9 protein-coding genes and 2 pseudogenes are annotated in these 16,351 nt (G+C 59.8%); 7 read left to right on the top strand and 4 right to left on the bottom strand.

Going from position 1 to position 16,351, the window contains the following annotated elements:
* Nucleotides 1-523 precede the first annotated feature (523 nt).
* Nucleotides 524-691, bottom strand: coding sequence for an integrase core domain-containing protein (locus ACEE23_RS09475; protein ID WP_448872167.1), 168 nt, complete (start codon nucleotides 689-691; stop codon nucleotides 524-526).
* A 997-nt stretch (nucleotides 692-1,688) separates the two neighbouring features.
* On the opposite strand from ACEE23_RS09475, the gene ACEE23_RS09470 reads away from it, so the two are divergent.
* From ACEE23_RS09470 to ACEE23_RS09445, 6 genes are all read left to right on the top strand, one after another.
* Nucleotides 1,689-1,892, top strand: a complete 204-nt coding sequence (locus ACEE23_RS09470) for a helix-turn-helix domain-containing protein (RefSeq protein WP_368520894.1) — start codon at nucleotides 1,689-1,691, stop codon at nucleotides 1,890-1,892.
* Nucleotides 1,892-5,143 carry a type I restriction-modification system endonuclease gene (gene hsdR, locus ACEE23_RS09465; protein ID WP_448872169.1) on the top strand — a complete coding sequence of 1,084 codons (3,252 nt, stop codon included), beginning with the start codon at nucleotides 1,892-1,894 and terminating at the stop codon, nucleotides 5,141-5,143. Before ACEE23_RS09470 ends, hsdR begins: the two co-directional genes overlap by 1 nt.
* The gene (locus ACEE23_RS09460; protein WP_448872171.1) at nucleotides 5,140-6,549 is read left to right on the top strand and encodes an N-6 DNA methylase; all 1,410 of its coding nucleotides are present in this window, start codon (nucleotides 5,140-5,142) and stop codon (nucleotides 6,547-6,549) included. Before hsdR ends, ACEE23_RS09460 begins: the two co-directional genes overlap by 4 nt.
* Nucleotides 6,549-7,910 carry a restriction endonuclease subunit S gene (locus ACEE23_RS09455; protein WP_368520891.1) on the top strand — a complete coding sequence of 454 codons (1,362 nt, stop codon included), beginning with the start codon at nucleotides 6,549-6,551 and terminating at the stop codon, nucleotides 7,908-7,910. The genes ACEE23_RS09460 and ACEE23_RS09455 overlap by 1 nt, the downstream gene beginning before the upstream one ends.
* Before the next feature lie 204 nt (nucleotides 7,911-8,114).
* On the top strand, nucleotides 8,115-8,501 hold the full coding sequence (locus ACEE23_RS09450) for an N-6 DNA methylase (protein WP_368520890.1): 387 nt from the start codon (nucleotides 8,115-8,117) through the stop codon (nucleotides 8,499-8,501).
* Between the two features lie 57 nt (nucleotides 8,502-8,558).
* Nucleotides 8,559-11,039, top strand: a complete 2,481-nt coding sequence (locus ACEE23_RS09445; RefSeq protein WP_368521374.1) for an excinuclease ABC subunit UvrA — start codon at nucleotides 8,559-8,561, stop codon at nucleotides 11,037-11,039.
* Nucleotides 11,040-11,102: 63 nt separating this feature from the next.
* On the opposite strand, the pseudogene ACEE23_RS09440 reads toward ACEE23_RS09445, so the two are convergent.
* Nucleotides 11,103-11,473: pseudogene (locus ACEE23_RS09440) on the bottom strand (PH domain-containing protein).
* 298 nt (nucleotides 11,474-11,771) lie between these two features.
* Between ACEE23_RS09440 and ACEE23_RS09435 the strand changes: the two are divergent.
* Nucleotides 11,772-12,467 carry a biliverdin-producing heme oxygenase gene (locus ACEE23_RS09435; RefSeq protein WP_368520888.1) on the top strand — a complete coding sequence of 232 codons (696 nt, stop codon included), beginning with the start codon at nucleotides 11,772-11,774 and terminating at the stop codon, nucleotides 12,465-12,467.
* A 270-nt stretch (nucleotides 12,468-12,737) separates the two neighbouring features.
* Here ACEE23_RS09435 and ACEE23_RS09430 read toward each other — a convergent pair.
* Both ACEE23_RS09430 and ACEE23_RS09425 read right to left on the bottom strand, forming a co-directional pair.
* Nucleotides 12,738-14,441, bottom strand: a pseudogene (locus tag ACEE23_RS09430) (long-chain-fatty-acid--CoA ligase).
* A gap of 166 nt (nucleotides 14,442-14,607) precedes the next feature.
* Nucleotides 14,608-16,317 carry a long-chain-fatty-acid--CoA ligase gene (locus tag ACEE23_RS09425; RefSeq protein ID WP_448872174.1) on the bottom strand — a complete coding sequence of 570 codons (1,710 nt, stop codon included), beginning with the start codon at nucleotides 16,315-16,317 and terminating at the stop codon, nucleotides 14,608-14,610.
* Nucleotides 16,318-16,351 lie beyond the last annotated feature (34 nt).

Genomic DNA, 16,351 nt, shown 5'->3' with positions numbered 1-16,351 from the left:
CACCGGTACTCCGGCGTGTATTTCTTGCGCTGTTGACTCACAATGAACATCCTCTCCTACGGACACAAGATCCGCACAAATAGGGTGTCCACTAAACGAGGGTAACCTCACCTTGGTTACAGAAGCTGGTTTCGGCCGGGGTGCAGAATTAGCGGATAAGCTTCTAACCTACCGAGCTTTTCGCACGTCGAGGTCTAGCGCGATAGCGACTCGATCGAGGCTCATGGGCAAACCGAGGGGCGGACCAGACCATGGGGCAATGCCACTGAGTAGGATCGAAAAACCTCCGCACAGCCATCGAATGGGGTGGCGCCGGGTCAGCCACGTGGACAGGTAGGCGCGCTCGAAGGCCGCGTTGAACGCCCCTTTGGCTCAGAGGGTTCGACCATGTGGCCAGCGTCTTATCGGACTTCTTAAGAATTAGGTCCTCTTCGTTTAAGCGTTAGCCGTGCTGTCTTGTTTCCATTTTTCCTCATATCTCCGTGGACTGAGGTAATCCAGTCAAGAGTGCGGGTGGACGTCATTAATAGTGCCGTGGCCACAGGGGCACGAGCATGCGGGCGTGATCAAGGTTGTCGATGCTGTTGTCCTCTAGCAGCTCGTTTCGGATACGGTGATGAAACGACTCAACGAATCGGTTATGCCACAGCTGGCCTGGCGGGGATGAACGCGTGGATTGTCTTATCCTCACTAGCCCAGGTTTTGGGGCGTGGGCTGGTGGATTCTGGTCCGTTATCCATCCAGATCACCTTTGGGCGCTCGTCATGTTCGATTGGAGCTGGGTCAAGTAGTTTTACCATCGAATCCGTATCGAAGTTCTGGTCGACTGTGAAGGCGACGTGTTCGCGGGTGTGTTCATCGATAATGGTGCAGATCTGGATCGTCTCTTGATCGTCGTGTCGTGCTAGGTGGAATCGCATTGTAAATCCAGCGTCCGTGTATCGTTCGGGTACCGGCCAGTGGTAACATCCCGCAGGCTGTAACCATCGAGGCGTGTCGTGTTTCTTTCTGGCCAGCTCCCCGCCGAGCCTCCTCACGTCAGATCCAGCGGACGGTTCCCCGGCATACCCCGTACCCTTACGCTTGAGCTTTGATCCCGGATTGCCGGTGTCCCCACCGGCGGTGTTCTTTGGCGAAGGCGTGTATGAACGCCTGCGAAGGAGGTGTACTTATCTGGCTGACTCTCGCGGACTCTGGCAGGCCGTTAGGTGCTGCGGGAAAGCCCGACAATCCGGCGGGCAAGCCTGTGGGAATAACCCAGCTCCACCAAGTGTGAAACGGCATCATGGCGGCGAGCTGGGCTGAGAAGGCTGTCTCAGCCAACTCCTTTAAAGCCGCTTTATCCAGCTCAGCCTGCCCCAACAGACGCTTTAGACGGATGTTCTCGTCACGAAGTCGCTAGAGTTCTCTAGCCTCACTCTTGGTCATCGCCTCATTCGTTGCTTGCCACCGGTTCAGAGTTGCTTCGCAGATCCCCGGCCTGGTAAGGATCTGGGCCGTAATCGAGCCTGCTTCCTTCGAATTACGGGCTTTATCGAGCTTACGAAGCGCCCTGCTCGGGAGTGTGTTTGCCGAAACTTTTTCACTATTGCTTCATTCCCCCATACACAGGCAAGGGCATCAACGGGCAATACTCACGTCACCTAGACCTAAAAACCTAAGGAATTCTACCGGATCCTAGCTCGAAAATGTACTACGATAAATTTTGGCAAATCCTTAGAGCACACCGTTGGCGTAAACAAGGCCTTCGGGTAGCGGCTGGTTTGAGCTCCAGCTCCATCACAAAACTAAGCAAAGAGGCCAACCTGCAAACCGATACTTTGATACGGATCTGCGAAGCACCTAACTGCGGCATTGCCGATATCTGTGAACGGGAGTTAGTGAGCGAATAATGAAAAACTTTGCGTTTCTTGAAGACTCGTTTCCTTCGTTAGCAAACCTGGGTAGCTTGGCTGAGGCTTATCGGCAGTCTGATCCTAATTCGGCTTTGATTAAGCTTGGCATGCTTTGTGAGTCGATCGTGTCGATGATGTACAAGTTTGATGGGGTTCGAGAACCTTTTGATAACTCTGCGGTAAAGCGAATTGACACCCTTGAAAGAGAAGGACTCCTTCCAAAAGATGTAGTCGATGTTCTACATCTAGTGCGAAAGGCACGAAACAAGGCAGCCCACGAAGGGTGGGGCGATGAAGAGTCTGCGGCGCAGTTTCTTCCTATGGTTCATTCCGTGGCTGGCTGGTTTGCGCACACGTATGGGCCACTTCATCTTCGGATTCCGACTTATTCCCTGACATCGTTTGTTGAAGAACCCATCGAGCTGCTGGAAGACAAGGAAGCTAGGCTCAAACGAGACGACGAGAACAAGGCCGAGAAGTCAACTCCAGTTAGCAAGCGTGAACGGGTATCGCGTGCGTCTCGTGCAGCGAATCAAAGACCACGTACAGAGGCTGAAACCAGGCTCATGATTGATGAGCAGCTTCGAAACGCTGGGTGGGAAGCAGATACCGAGCGACTTCGCTATGCGCGTGGGACGCGGCCGGAGGCAGGACGTAATCTTGCGATTGCTGAGTGGCCTACCAATTCGACGGTGGGAAGAAGCGGACGAGCAGATTACGCGCTGTTCATCGGGGAGGCTCTGGTAGCGGTAATCGAGGCTAAGGCTGACCATGTGGACATCCCGTCCGTGCTTGATTACCAAGCTAAGGATTATGCCCGGCTCATTAAGCCTGAGCATTACGATCTGACGCTTGGCCACTGGGGCGGCTACCGGGTTCCGTTTATCTTCGCCACCAATGCGCGCCCCTACCTCGATCAGCTCAAGACGAAATCGGGCGTGTGGTTCCTCGATGTTCGCAGTGCGTTGAACGCTCCTCGTGCTCTCCACGGCTGGCCGAGCCCCGAAGGGCTCCAAGCCATCTTGGACGCAGACAGTGACAAAGCGGACCATAGGCTCGCTTCCTACAGTGATGATCTCCTGACCGACCCTAGTGGCCTGAACCTGCGTGATTATCAGGCTGCTGCGATTCACGCCGCAGAAAAAGCCGTGTCGGATGGGCAGAGCCACGCTTTGCTCGCAATGGCAACGGGTACTGGTAAAACCCGCACCGTTCTCGGGATGATCTACCGTTTCCTGAAAGCCAAGCGTTTTAGGAGGATTCTGTTCCTTGTAGATCGGACGGCTCTCGGTGAGCAGGCACTCGATGCATTTCAAGATGTCAAACTTGAAGAGCTGATGAGCCTCGACCAACTCTATGACATCAAGGGCCTAGAAGACCTTGAGATCGATACGGAGACGAAAGTCCGGGTTTCAACAGTCCAAGCAATGGTCAAACGGGTTTTCTATCCCGATGATCAGGTCGTGCCCGCAGTCACGGATTACGACTTAATCATCGTTGACGAAGCACACCGAGGCTACCTCCTCGACAAGGAGATGACTGATGATGAAGTGCTCTACCGTGACCAGTTCGACTATCAATCGGCCTACCGCAATCTGATTGACTACTTCGATGCGTTCAAAATTGCATTGACGGCGACGCCTGCGTTGCACACCACAGAGATTTTCGGAACACCGGTCTACACCTACTCTTATCGGGAAGCTGTCATGGATGGTTGGTTGGTCGACCATGATGCGCCACATCGACTGACCACGAAGCTGTCTACGGACGGGATTTCCTTTGGTAAAGGCGAGACACTGCCGATTTACGATCCGCAGACCGGTGAAATCACCAACAGCGAGGAACTCGCTGATGAGGTGACCTTCGATGTTGAACAGTTCAATCGGCAGGTCATCACTGAGGAATTCAACCGAACCGTCTTGGCCGAGATTGCTCGTGATCTCGACCCGAGCTCACCCGATCAATTCGGCAAGGCACTCATCTACGCTGTTGATGACGCGCATGCGGACATGATCGTGGCGATTTTGAAGGAAATCTATGCGGCCAGTGGTGTCGAGCCGGAAGCGATCATGAAGATCACCGGCAGTGTAGCGGGCGGTAACAAGAAGAAGATTCAGGAAGCGATCAAGCGCTTCAAGAATGAACGCTACCCGTCGATTGTCGTTACCGTTGACCTACTGACCACCGGCATTGATGTGCCATCCATTACGTCATTGGTGTTCATGCGGCGAGTGAAGTCTCGCATCCTGTTTGAACAGATGCTAGGTCGTGCCACACGGTTGTGCTCGGAAATCGACAAGGACAAGTTCGATATCTACGATCCAGTCGGGGTCTACGATGCTCTCGAGCAGGTCAACACGATGAAACCAGTTGTGGTCAATCCCAACACCCGCTTCACCGATCTGCTCGAAGGCCTCACCGTCATTGACGACGAAGACTCCCAGAAATCAGTTATTGAGCAAATCGTGGCTAAGCTTCAGCGTCGCAAGCAGCGTATGAAAGCAGCAGCCGCCGAGCAGGTCACCGACCTTGCTGGTGGGCAGTCGATGTCGACGGTTATCGACCAGCTCAAGCAGCTTTCACCCGCTGACGCTGCTGCGTGGGTGCATGACCATGCGGAACTGTTCGCCTACCTGGATTCCACCACGCTCGGCGAGCCACGTCGCGTGGTGATCTCGCACCAACCCGATGAACTCCTCACCCATACACGAGATTTCGGTGACAGTGCCTCACCAGGTGACTACCTTGATGAATTCACCCAATTCATCAAGAACAACACCAATGAAATCGCCGCACTCAACATCATCTGTACACGCCCGGCTGATTTGACCCGCGGGCAGTTGAAGTCGCTGAAACTTGCCCTCGATCGTGAAGGGTTTACTGAGCAGAAGCTATCGAGTGCCGTATCTCAGTTGTCCAACAAAGAGATCGCTGCCGACATCATCTCACTTGTCCGACGATACGCACTCGGCTCACCACTGGTCAGCCACGAAGAACGCGTTAGAAACGCGGTCAGCAAGCTCAAAGCTGGGCATAGCTTTTCCAAGGTAGAGCTTGGGTGGCTATCGCGAGTTGAGCAGTATCTGGAGAACGAGCTCCTTCTTACGCCTGAGGTGTTTGATGAAGACCCTCGGTTCCGGCAGCAAGGAGGTTTTACCCGTGTCGATATCGCTTTCGGAGGTAACCTCGACAGCGTGATCAATGAGTTCAACAAATATCTTTACGAAACTGAAGAGAGTATCGCGTGAATAACAAAGAAATTGTCGCCAAGCTCTGGAACCTCTCGAATGTGCTTCGTGATGACGGAATCACATACCACGAGTACGTTACTGAGCTGACCTACATCCTCTTTTTGAAGATGGCGAAGGAAACCGGTGCGGAGGTGGGAATTCCTGTTGAATACCGCTGGGATGTGCTGCGGGCAAAATCAGGTGTTGACCTGAAGCACTACTACCGAGACTTGCTCCAGCGCCTAGGCGAAGAAGCACGTGGGCCGGTTCGACAGATCTACACTGGGGCGTCGACGACCATCGACGAGCCGAAGAACCTCGAGAAGATTATCTCGTCCATTGATGAGCTCGACTGGTTTTCTGCGCGCGAGGAGGGCCTCGGTAATCTCTATGAAGGTCTACTCGAGAAGAACGCTAATGAGAAGAAATCCGGGGCTGGTCAGTACTTTACGCCCCGCGTACTCATTGACGTCATGGTCCGACTCGTCAACCCCCAGCCCGGAGAGCGCTGTAACGATCCCGCTTGTGGAACTTTTGGGTTCATGATCGCGGCCAGTGAGCACGTGAGACAACAAACTGCCGACTTCTTTGACCTCAGTGAAATCGAAGCCAATTTTGAGGTCAAGGAAGCTTTCACTGGAGTTGAGCTCGTCCGCGATACGCATAGGCTTGCGCTGATGAACGCGATGCTGCACGGGATTGAAGCACCTATTTTGTTGGGCGACACCCTGTCCCCGTTGGGAAAGGATGTCAAGGGCTACGATGTTGTACTTACCAACCCGCCGTTTGGAACGAAGCGTGGTGGTGAACGCGCCACTCGCGATGACCTTACTTTCCCAACGTCGAACAAGCAGCTGAACTTTTTGCAGCACATCTACCGCAGTCTTAAACCAGGTGGGCGCGCTGCAGTCGTTTTGCCGGACAACGTTTTGTTTGCTGACGGAGACGGCCGCAGGATTCGTGAAGACCTGATGGATAAGTGCAATTTGCACACCATCTTGCGCCTGCCAACAGGAATTTTCTATGCCCAAGGCGTAAAAACCAATGTTCTCTTCTTCGAACGAGGTCGCACCGATAACGGCAATACCAAAGAGGTTTGGTACTACGATTTGCGTACCAACATGCCTTCATTTGGTAAGCGGAACCCGCTAGCAACAGAGCACTTCGCTAGTTTCGAAGCCGTCTACACCGCTCCCGACCGGGCGAGCATTGAGGATGAACGGTGGACTCGTTTCAGCCGAGAGGAGATTCGAGACAAGGACGACACGCTCGATATTGGTCTGGTTCAGGAGGAAGCTGAACAGATCGATTGGGCTTCCTACGACCCTGCCGAGCAGATCAACGAAGCGGCAGACTTCCTCGAGGAAGCTCTTGGCCTGCTCCGCTCCCTTGCTGCCGATCTCCAAGACGGTGAGGAAGTCTGATGGCACGAATGAAATCCCTCCCTCTGGTCGAGGACTTCGACGGTATCCCTGACGAGGCGCTCATCCCCAAAGAAGAACAACCGTACCCGATCCCTAAACACTGGAAATGGGTTCGGCTCGGTTCGGCCTGCAAAGTGAACCCTTCTAGAGACAATATTTCGTCTGTTCCTGTCGAAACAGATGTAACCTTTGTACCAATGGCCGCGGTATCAGATGTGACGGGGCAGATCGAAGACCCTGATTTTAGAAAGCTGCAACAAGTCGCTAAAGGCTATACATCTTTTCAAACCGGCGATGTCCTTTTCGCCAAGATCACACCGTGTATGGAGAACGGTAAATCTGCAATCGTCCCTGATCTGCTTAATGGGCTCGGATATGGCTCGACAGAGTTTTTCGTTCTTAGGCCATCGCCTGCTCTCAACTCTAGGTTCTTACATGCCTTTGTCCGACAACACACGTTTCGAGCTCAAGCAAAAGAAGTTATGGCAGGTGCAGTAGGCCAACAAAGAGTCCCTAAGTGGTTTCTGGAGCAATTTCCATTTCCCCTTCCTCCGCTTGAAGAGCAACAAGGAATCATCGAAAAGCTTGCGGAGAACCTGCAGAGGATCGACAAGGCAGTCGACCGTATCGAAGTGTTCTTGGAGGGGGCTGATCGTCGAACTGAGAGCCTCTTAGAGGCGGCGATTCGGGGCCAGCTCACTGAAGAATGGCGCAACCAACGCGGCGTCCGTCGAGAGGATTGGATATCCACAACCCTTGGTGAATCCTTTAAATGGTCTTCCGGTGGTACACCATCTCGAAAGAACCCGGATTACTATACCGGGGACATTCCATGGGTAAAGTCCGGAGAATTGCCGGATGGCGTAATCTCCGAGACGGAGGAGCGTATCACCGAGCTTGCTATTAAGAACTCAAGTGCGAAGGTTTTCCCCAAGGGATCCGTCGCCATCGCGATGTACGGCGCCACCATCGGTAAGGTCGGCATTCTTGCTATGGACGCTGCGACCAACCAGGCAATAGCCGTCGCGAGGAGTGCGGAGCACACACTTGAGCGGTTCCTCTTTTTTTACCTACGGGCAAATCGAATTAAGTTCATTGCATTAGGTAAAGGTGGCGCTCAACCAAATATCTCTCAAAAGGTAATTAAGGCGTTCCCCTATGAACTACCGAGTATCCAAGAGCAAAAGGAAATCTTGCGTCTCATTGACCTTAATCTCGACATTCATTCAAACGTTGAGGCTCTAGCGGAGGGATCACGAAACAAGCTCGTTGAATCTAGATGCTTGCTCGTTTCGGCGGCATTAAGAGGACAGCTTGCTTTGACTTCTCCAGTGAAGAAGAGGAATATCGACAGTTTTTAGCGCTATCAGAACCTTTTGGCGCATCCTTTGGCGGCGGTGACACAACGGTTCAGTATGCCCGGCAGTTCTTCCGGGGCCGAAGCGTCTGCGCTACGTGGTAGCTCCATCCGGCGCTAGATGGGTATCCTTGTTGCCGTTTTCCTCCTGGTAAACCCCGATAAGTGACGGCAGGCTTCGCTCCACTCTTGTATCCAATCCGTAGGCTTGTGCGACTCATGTACCGGTTCCGGGGCTTTGCTGTTCCGGTTTGCCAAACACCTCGGTATCGACAACATCGAGGACGGCCTGTACGGCCAGGAAATCAACCCGACCAACCACGCGCTGTTACGCACGAACATGCTGTTGCACGGTGTTCCGTTTGAGAAGTTCGACATTCGCATAGGCTGCACCCTCATGGACCCGCAGCACCTCGACGTGCAGCCGGTTGACGTTATCATGGCCGAACTTAAAACAGACGGGCTGGTGAGCCAAGCTTCTCCTCCGCAGTCGGTGCGTAGGGTTCTTGCAAATTGTACGCATTCCGCTCTTTATGTTTCGACGGACCGGTCTGCTTCGCCGGTGAAACCGTGGCCGGCTGTGGGGCATCGTTAAGCACCGAGACGGAAAACAGACGCGGAGGGGCTTTCCTGGCCGGGGTACGGTGAAGCTATGACTATCCCTGACCGCATCCGGGTCCGCGCCGCGCGGGTGAACAACCTGCGCTCCGTGGACGTTGATATTCCCCTGTACTCGCTGGTGGGCATCGCCGGCGTGTCCGGCTCGGGCAAGTCCTCCTTGGCGCGGGGTGTGCTGTATGCGGAGGGCTCTCGCCGGTACATCGAGGCCCTGTCGACGTATACGCGGCGGCGGATGACGCAGAGCCCGCGCGCGGCCGTAGACTCCGTCGAGCACATCCCGGCCGCACTGGCCCTGCGCCAGCGTCCGGCGATGCCGGGGATTCGCTCCACCTTCGGTACCTCGACAGAGCTGCTCAACGTGGTGCGCCTGATGTTCTCCCGGCTGAGCTCCCACGTCTGCCCGCGCGGGCACCGGGTAGCGCCCACCATTGATGTCGCCGCGGAGACGCCGTTTATGTGCCCCACCTGCGGCGAGCAGGTCAAGGCGCCGGGCGCGGAGGAGCTGTCCTTTAACTCCACGGGCGCGTGCGCTACGTGCCAGGGCACCGCGCTGGTGCGCGCGGTCGATGACGCGGCGCTCGTGCCCGATCCGTCGAAAACCATCGACGAGGGTGCGGTGGTTCCGTGGCAGATGTTCGGCTTCAACGTGCAGCCGGACATCGCGCGGGAGTTCGGCGTGCGCACCGACGTTCCGTGGAGCGAGCTCGAGGACTGGGAACGGCAGGTTGTCTTCGACGGCCCCGAGGAAAAGAAGCACATCACGGTTACGAGTAAGAAGGGCGTGCACGAGCTAGATTTCACGTTCCGCAATGCCCGGCTGACCGTGACGAAGGAGCTGGAGCGCGCCGACACCGAGAAGCGCTTGGCGAAGGTCAACCGCTTCCTGAAGGAAGACATCTGCCCGGACTGCCAGGGCACCCGGTTGAGTCCGGCGGCGCGGCAGCCGCGCATCGGCGAGCGCAACCTGGCTGATGTCACCGCCATGAGCCTGGACGACGTGCTGGCCTGGGCCCAGGGCGTGCCCGCCGAGGTCCCGCAGGAGATGCAGGACATGGCAGGCGCGCTGGTCGACACTCTCACCGGTATGGCCCGCCGCCTGGTTGAGCTCGGCCTGGGGTATCTCTCCTTGGACCGGGCCGGATCCACGCTGTCCATGGGGGAGCGCCAGCGCGTGCAGCTCGCCCGCGCGGTGCGCAACCGCACCACCGGCGTCCTGTATGTGCTGGACGAGCCCTCTATCGGGCTGCACCCGGTCAACGTCGACGGCCTGCTGGGCGTGATGCGGGATCTGCTCACCGACGGCAACTCGGTGGTCTTCGTCGACCACGACGTACAGATCCTCAATAAGGCGGACTGGCTGGTGGAAATCGGCCCGGGCTCCGGAAGCAAGGGCGGCACCGTCATCGCCGAGGGGCACCCCGACGCGGTCGCCCAGGACTCCCATTCCTTGCTGGGTGAATTCCTCTCCGGCGATCACTTCACCCCGACGCGAATCGCCGCCGCGGCGGACGAGGTCTTCGGACTCGGGGCGATCCACCTCGAGGCCGACGCCATCCACACGGTCAAGCCGTTGAGCGTGGATATCCCGCTGGGGCGGCTGACCGCGATCACCGGCGTATCCGGCTCCGGAAAGAGCACGCTGCTACTGGAATCCCTCGTACCCGCCCTTCAAGCCCGGGCGCAGTCGGCGGCGCTACCCGCGCACGTCAGCGACCTGAAAGCCCCGGAGGGCATGCGGGTCCAGCTGATTGACGCTAGCCCGATCGGCCAGAACGTCCGCTCGACCGTGGCTACCTACTCCGGCGTCCTGGACGAGCTGCGCAAGGCCTACGCCGCGGTGGAGGCAGCGCGCGAGGACGGGCTGAGCGCCTCGGACTTTTCCTACAACACCGGCTCGCTAGCGTGCCCGCGGTGCAAGGGGACCGGGGAGGTGACTCTGGACGTGCAGTTCCTACCCGACGTGGAGATCGTCTGCCCGGAGTGCGACGGCAGCCGCTACGCCCCGGAGGCTAACCGCTACCAGCGCAACGGTCTAAGCCTGCCCGAGCTGCTCGGGCGCACCGCCCACGAGGCGCTGCAGTTTACGGAGGACCTGCCGCGGGTGCACAAGAAGCTGGCGGAACTCGATGACCTTGGCCTGGGCTACCTGACGCTGGGGGAGGCGACCCCGGCCCTGTCCGGCGGGGAGGCCCAGCGCCTCAAGCTGGTCAGTCAGATGAACCGCGACCACAGCGACGCGGTCTTCGTGCTGGACGAGCCCAGCGTGGGCCTGCACCCGCTCGATGTCCGCACGCTGGTGTCCGTGCTCGACGCGCTGACCAAGCGCGGCGCGACGGTTATCGTCATCGAGCACGACCTCAACCTCATCGCGGATGCCGACTACATCATCGACTTAGGCCCAGGCGGCGGTGAGGACGGCGGGGAGATTCTCGCCACCGGCACGCCCGACCAGGTGGCGGACTCCCCGCAGTCGGTGACCGGCCGTTACCTGGCCCGCCGGCTGGGTAACTAGGGGCTCGGTGGGGTGAGTCTTTAGCTTGTGGTGCTCGGCTGTTGGGGTGGACCTTGGCAGCGCTTAGTGGCTGAGCGCGGCGTGGGCGATGAGGGAGTCGATGCGGCGAACGTCCACGTCCCGGCCGAGTTTGATCTTGATGTGGCCGGCGCGCGTCCACAGCTCGACCTCGGCGGTGAAGTCAAACATCTTGCCAGCATTTTCGCTCGACCACATGTTGATGGCGCTGTAGGGGAGCGAATAGATTTCCACCTTCTTGCCGGACAGGCCCTGGGCGTCGCGGACGATGAGGCGCTTGGAGGTAAATACCGCGGAGTCGCGGAAGGTCTTGAAGGCGGCGTAGGGCTGCTCTCCCTCGATGAGCAGGCATAGATGTCGTCCGGGATGGGGATTTCGGCGGCGAACATCCACTCGGTAATCGTCGACATTTCCATGGTTTTGTCTCCTCTTGATGGGGCGGTGAAGTCTCTTTATCTTTCCATATCCGTTGCGGGAAAGGCTGGGAATAGCTGTGGTTCGGGTTGAGCTTGTGTCCCAGACTGAGTGTGGCCTGCCCGCTGCCTGGGGGTGGGGTATGAGGTGTCATACATTGGTTTGATCTTCGCTTCCACCCCTGTACTTTCAGGTAAGGCAAACCTTAATATGTAGGAAATGAACGAGCTGAGGTCAGTTCCACGGAGGCCTTGGCGGCGGGCGCGCTTTGCGCACTGCGTACTCGGAAGGAGAACAACAATGGCCTCGACTGCCACGATGACGGAACGCACTCAAGTGGTCCAGCCGCTGTCCCAGACGTTGCGGGACGAGACGGCGCGGGCACACGAGGGCGCGGAAGGCTCGGAGTTCATGACCGCGCTGATTAGGGGCGGCCTGGACGCGGAGGCGGTGCACGCCCTGACCGGCCAGCTGTGGTTTATCTACGACGCGCTGGAGACCACCGTGCGGCGGGTAGCACACACCGCGCTGGGGTCTGCGGTGGCGGACCCGCGCCTGGAGCGCCGGCCGGCCCTGGAGAACGACCTGGCAAACATGATGGGTTCCGACTGGCGTGAGAAGGTCCGGATTCTGCCGGCCACCGCGCGCTACGTGGCCCGCTTGGAGTCGCTGGGCGAAGATGAGGCGGCCCGGGTTATCGCGCACCACTACGTGCGCTACCTGGGGGATATCTCCGGCGGCCAGGTCATCGCGGCGCGGCTGGGCACCATCTACGACATCGACGCGGACGCGTTGCGCTTCTACGATTTCGCCGCCATCGGCAAGATTCCGCCGTACCGGGCGGCCTACCGCTGCCAGCTGGACGAGCTGCCGCTGAGCGCTAGCGAGCGGGAGGCGCTGATTGCGGAGGCCCAAGAGGCGTTCGCCTTCAACACCGCGGTCTTTGCGGACCTGAGCGGGGCCCGCGCGGCCCGGCAGCCGCAGCCGGTGCGCTAGGCGCGAGGGTCGCGCGTGGGGGCGCGCGCGTGGTGGGAGTGCGTGGGAAATTATCGGCCTCTGACCGTTTCGCCGGTTGGTGAACTGGGGAAACGGTTTTTCGCGGTGACCGGGGTCGATATTTCTTGGAAGGTTAGGGGGGGAAATATCGGCTTTTGTGCGTGGGGTGCGGGTGCGGCCGGCGGGGATGGCTGCGTTGAGTGATAGGGGTAGATAATTCCCGACGGGGGTTGGTGGGGTCGGTGTTCCCGTCGGGTTGGGGGCGCTGTCTTAGCGTTGGAGGAGCTCGAGCAGGTCGGCTTGGACCTCGCGGCGGCGGATCTTGCCCATCTGGTCGCGGGCGAGTTCCTCGAAGTGGTAGAAGGTGCGCGGGACCTTGTAGCGGGTCAGGCGCTGTCGGGCGAAGTCCTACATGCCCTGCGGGTCCAAGGCGGCGCCGTCGCGGAGGGTCACGCAGGCGACGACGTCCTCGGAGCCGTCCTTGCGGGGGCGGCCCACCACGGCTACGTCGGTGACGTCCGGGTGGGAGAGGATCGTTTCCTCGACCTCCGCGGGGTAGACGTTGAAGCCGCCGGTGATGATGACCTCCTTGATGCGGGCGACCAGGCGAATGAAGCCGTCTTCTTCCATGACGGCCATATCGCCGGTGCGGAACCAGTCCTTGTAGAAGGACTTCTCGGTCGCTTCCGGGTTGTTGAGGTAGCCGGAAAAGACCTGCGGGCCGCGGACGAGCAGCTCGCCTTCCTCGCCGTCCGGCAGGGTGACCGAGGGATCGTCCGGATCGGCCACGCGGGCCTCAGTATTGGGGAAGGGGAGGCCGATGTAGCCGGGGCGGCGGTGCTCGTTCATCGGGTTGCCGCAGATGACCGGGGAGGTCTCCGTCAGGCCGTAGCCTTCCACCAGCATTCCGCCGGTGGTTGCCTCCCACTTTTCCACCGTGGCGACCGGCAGGGTGGCCGCACCCGAGAAGGACTTCTTGATGCCCTTGAGGCTCACGCCCTTGTCCTTGGCGGCGTCGGCGAGCTTCTCGTAAAGCGTCGGCACGCCCGGGAACCAGGTAGGCATGTGCTTTTTGACCACGCCCAGGATGAGGTCCATCTTCGGGGCGGGCAGCAGGATAACCTCAGCGCCGACGAAGATGGACATCGTGCACACCGCGGTCATGCCGTAGGCGTGGAAGAGCGGGAGGGCGGCCAGGAAGCGCTCGGGTTCCTCGCCCAGGTTGGGCACCCAGGCGATGGCCATCAGGCAGTTGGACTGCAGGTTGCGGTGGGTGAGCACCGCGCCCTTGGGCGCACCGGTGGTACCGGAGGTGTAGAGGATGAGCGCCGGGTCGGCCGGACGGATATCCGCCGGGGTGAGGTTGCGGCCGTCGCCGCCGATGGCGGAGCTGAGCAGCGTGGACCAGGGGACCGACCCCGGGGCCGGGGCGGTGAGCTGTTCCCGCTTGGCCTTGATGGGCGGCACCGGCAGCTTGAGGGCTAGCTGCTGCAGGCGCGGCATGGCCTCAGTCATGTCGACGGAGATGATGGTCTCCAAAGTGGTGGTCGAGCGCAGCGGCTCCAGGGTGGCGGCGGCCTTGTCCCAGGCGATGGCCACGCGGGCGCCGTGGTCGCTGAACAGGCCCTCCAGCTCGTAGCTGGTGTAGAGCGGGTTGTGCTCGACCACGGTGGCGCCCAGATGTAGTACGGCGTGGAAGGCGATGATGTGCTGCGGGCAGTTCGGCAGCACGATGGCCACCCGGTCGCCCGGGCGGATGCCGAAGGCCTTGAGCCCGGCCGCGGCGGCTCGGACCTGCTGGTCCAGCTCGGTGTAGGTGAGGGTGCGGCCGAAGAAATAGGTGGCCGGGCGGTCCCCGTTTTCGGAGAGATTGCGCTGGTAGACGTCCACGAGGGTTTCGTTGCCTATTTCCACTTCCGCGGGGGTCCAGTCGCCGTAGTGCTGGGTCCAGGCTCGGGTCTCATAGGCCAACATACGAGTGCGATTACCTTCCGTAGGAGAACAAAACTATACAGCTCGCAAGCCTACCTTAAACATGATTTAATCCTCATGTTTTTGGGAGGTGTGGCGAAAAAATTTACCCCCGCCGGGGTGGCGGGGGTTTGGCGAGCGCCGGGTCGGGGTGGCCGCGGCGCGGGGGCTACTTGCGCTCTTGGGCCAGGCGCTGCAGGAGGTCGTCCTGGACTTCGCGGCGGCGGATCTTGCCCATCTGGTCCTTGGCCAGGGCCTCGAAGTGGTAGAAGGTGCGCGGGACCTTGTAGCGGGTCAGGCGCTTGCGGGCGAACTCCTTCAGGCCTTCCGGATCCAGGGCGGCGCCGTCGTTGAGCTCCACGCAGGCCACGACGTCCTCGGAGCCGTCCGGGCGCGGGCGGCCGACGACCGCGATGTCCTTGATGGCATCGTGCACGCGCAGGGCCTCTTCGACCTCCGCCGGGTAGACGTTGAATCCGCCGGTGATGATGACCTCCTTGATGCGGCTGACCAGGCGGATGAAGCCGTCTTCTTCCATCACTCCCAGGTCCCCGGTGCGGAACCAGCCGTCGTGGAAGGCGGCGGCGGTGGCCTCCGGGTTGTTGTGGTAGCCCTTGAAGACCTGCGGGCCGCGGGCCAAAATCTCGCCCTCCTGGCCGTCCGGCATGGTCTCGTCCAGGTTCTCCGGGTTGGCGATCCGGATTTCGGTGTCCGGGAAGGGGATGCCCACGTACCCCGGGCGGCGGTCGGTGGACATCGGATTGCCCACGATGATGGGCGAGCACTCGGTCAGGCCGTAGCCTTCCACCAGCAGGCCGTCGGTGTACTTCTCCCACTTCTCCACGGTGTCCACCGGCAGGGTGGCGGCACCGGAGAAGGCGGCGCGGATGCCCTTGATCGGGATGTTTTGCTCCTCGGCGGCTTCCACGATCTTCTCGTAGAGCGTCGGCACGCCCGGCACCCAGGTGGGCGTGTGCTTCTTCATCACGTCCATGACCAGCGGGATCTTCGGCGCCGGCAGCATGACCAGCTCGCCGCCGATGAGCTGGGAGAGCGTGATGTTCATGGTCATGCCGTAGGCGTGGAACATCGGCAGCGCGGTCAGCATGCGCTCTTCCTGCTCGCCCAGGCCCGGCACCCAGGCCTTGCCCTGGAGCAGGTTGGCGAACAGGGAGCCGTGGGTCAGCTCCGCGCCCTTGGGCTTGCCGGTGGTGCCGGAGGTGTAGAGGATGAGCGCGGTGGTGTCGCGGTCAATTCCCTCCGGCTCCTTCAGGTCCTGGCCGTCGCCGCCGATGGCGTTGCCGATCAGGGTGTCCCACGGGACGGTGTTCTGGGCGGGCTGGGACAGCTGCTCGCGCTGCGACTTGAGGAAGGGCAGGCGCAGGGCCGCGCGCTTGAGAGTCGGCATGGCCTCGATCATGTTGACCGAGACCACCGTTTCCAGATCCGTGGTGCCGCGCAGCTTCTCCAGCGTGCCGGCTGTGGAGTCCCAGGCGATGGCGATGCGCGCGCCGTGGTCCTGGAACAGGCCCTCCAGCTCGTGGGCGGTATACAGCGGGTTGTGCTCGACCACGATGCCGCCCAGCTTGAGCACCGCCCAGAAGGCGGCGACGTGCTGCGGGCAGTTGGGCATGACCAGCGCGACGCGGTCGCCCGGGCGCACGCCGAAGGCCTTGAGCCCCGCGGCGGCGCGGTTGACCTGGCGGTCCAGATCCGCATAGGACTGGGTGCGGCCGAAGAACCAGGTGGCGGGCTTTTCGGCGTTGATGGCCAGGTTGTTGTCGTAGATGTCGAGCAGCGTGGTCTCGCCGTAGTCGAGGGAGTGCGGGGTCCACTCGGGGTAGTGCTGGAGCCAAGCCTTGGTCTCGAATGCTGACATGGGTTCTAACCTCTAAGAATCGGGGAAACTTTCG

The sequence above is a fragment of the Corynebacterium sp. 32222D000AT genome (assembly GCF_053546955.1).
Note: the sequence above shows the minus strand (reverse complement) of the source record. Positions and strands in the feature narration are given on the sequence as shown.

Coding starts and splice junctions, on each gene's coding strand:
- ACEE23_RS09470 (WP_368520894.1), top strand. CDS start 1,689: ATGTACTACGATAAATTTTGGCAAATCCTTAGAGCACACCGTTGGCGT.
- ACEE23_RS09455 (WP_368520891.1), top strand. CDS start 6,549: ATGGCACGAATGAAATCCCTCCCTCTGGTCGAGGACTTCGACGGTATC.
- ACEE23_RS09445 (WP_368521374.1), top strand. CDS start 8,559: ATGACTATCCCTGACCGCATCCGGGTCCGCGCCGCGCGGGTGAACAAC.
- ACEE23_RS09425 (WP_448872174.1), bottom strand. CDS start 16,317: ATGTCAGCATTCGAGACCAAGGCTTGGCTCCAGCACTACCCCGAGTGG.
- hsdR (WP_448872169.1), top strand. CDS start 1,892: ATGAAAAACTTTGCGTTTCTTGAAGACTCGTTTCCTTCGTTAGCAAAC.
- ACEE23_RS09435 (WP_368520888.1), top strand. CDS start 11,772: ATGGCCTCGACTGCCACGATGACGGAACGCACTCAAGTGGTCCAGCCG.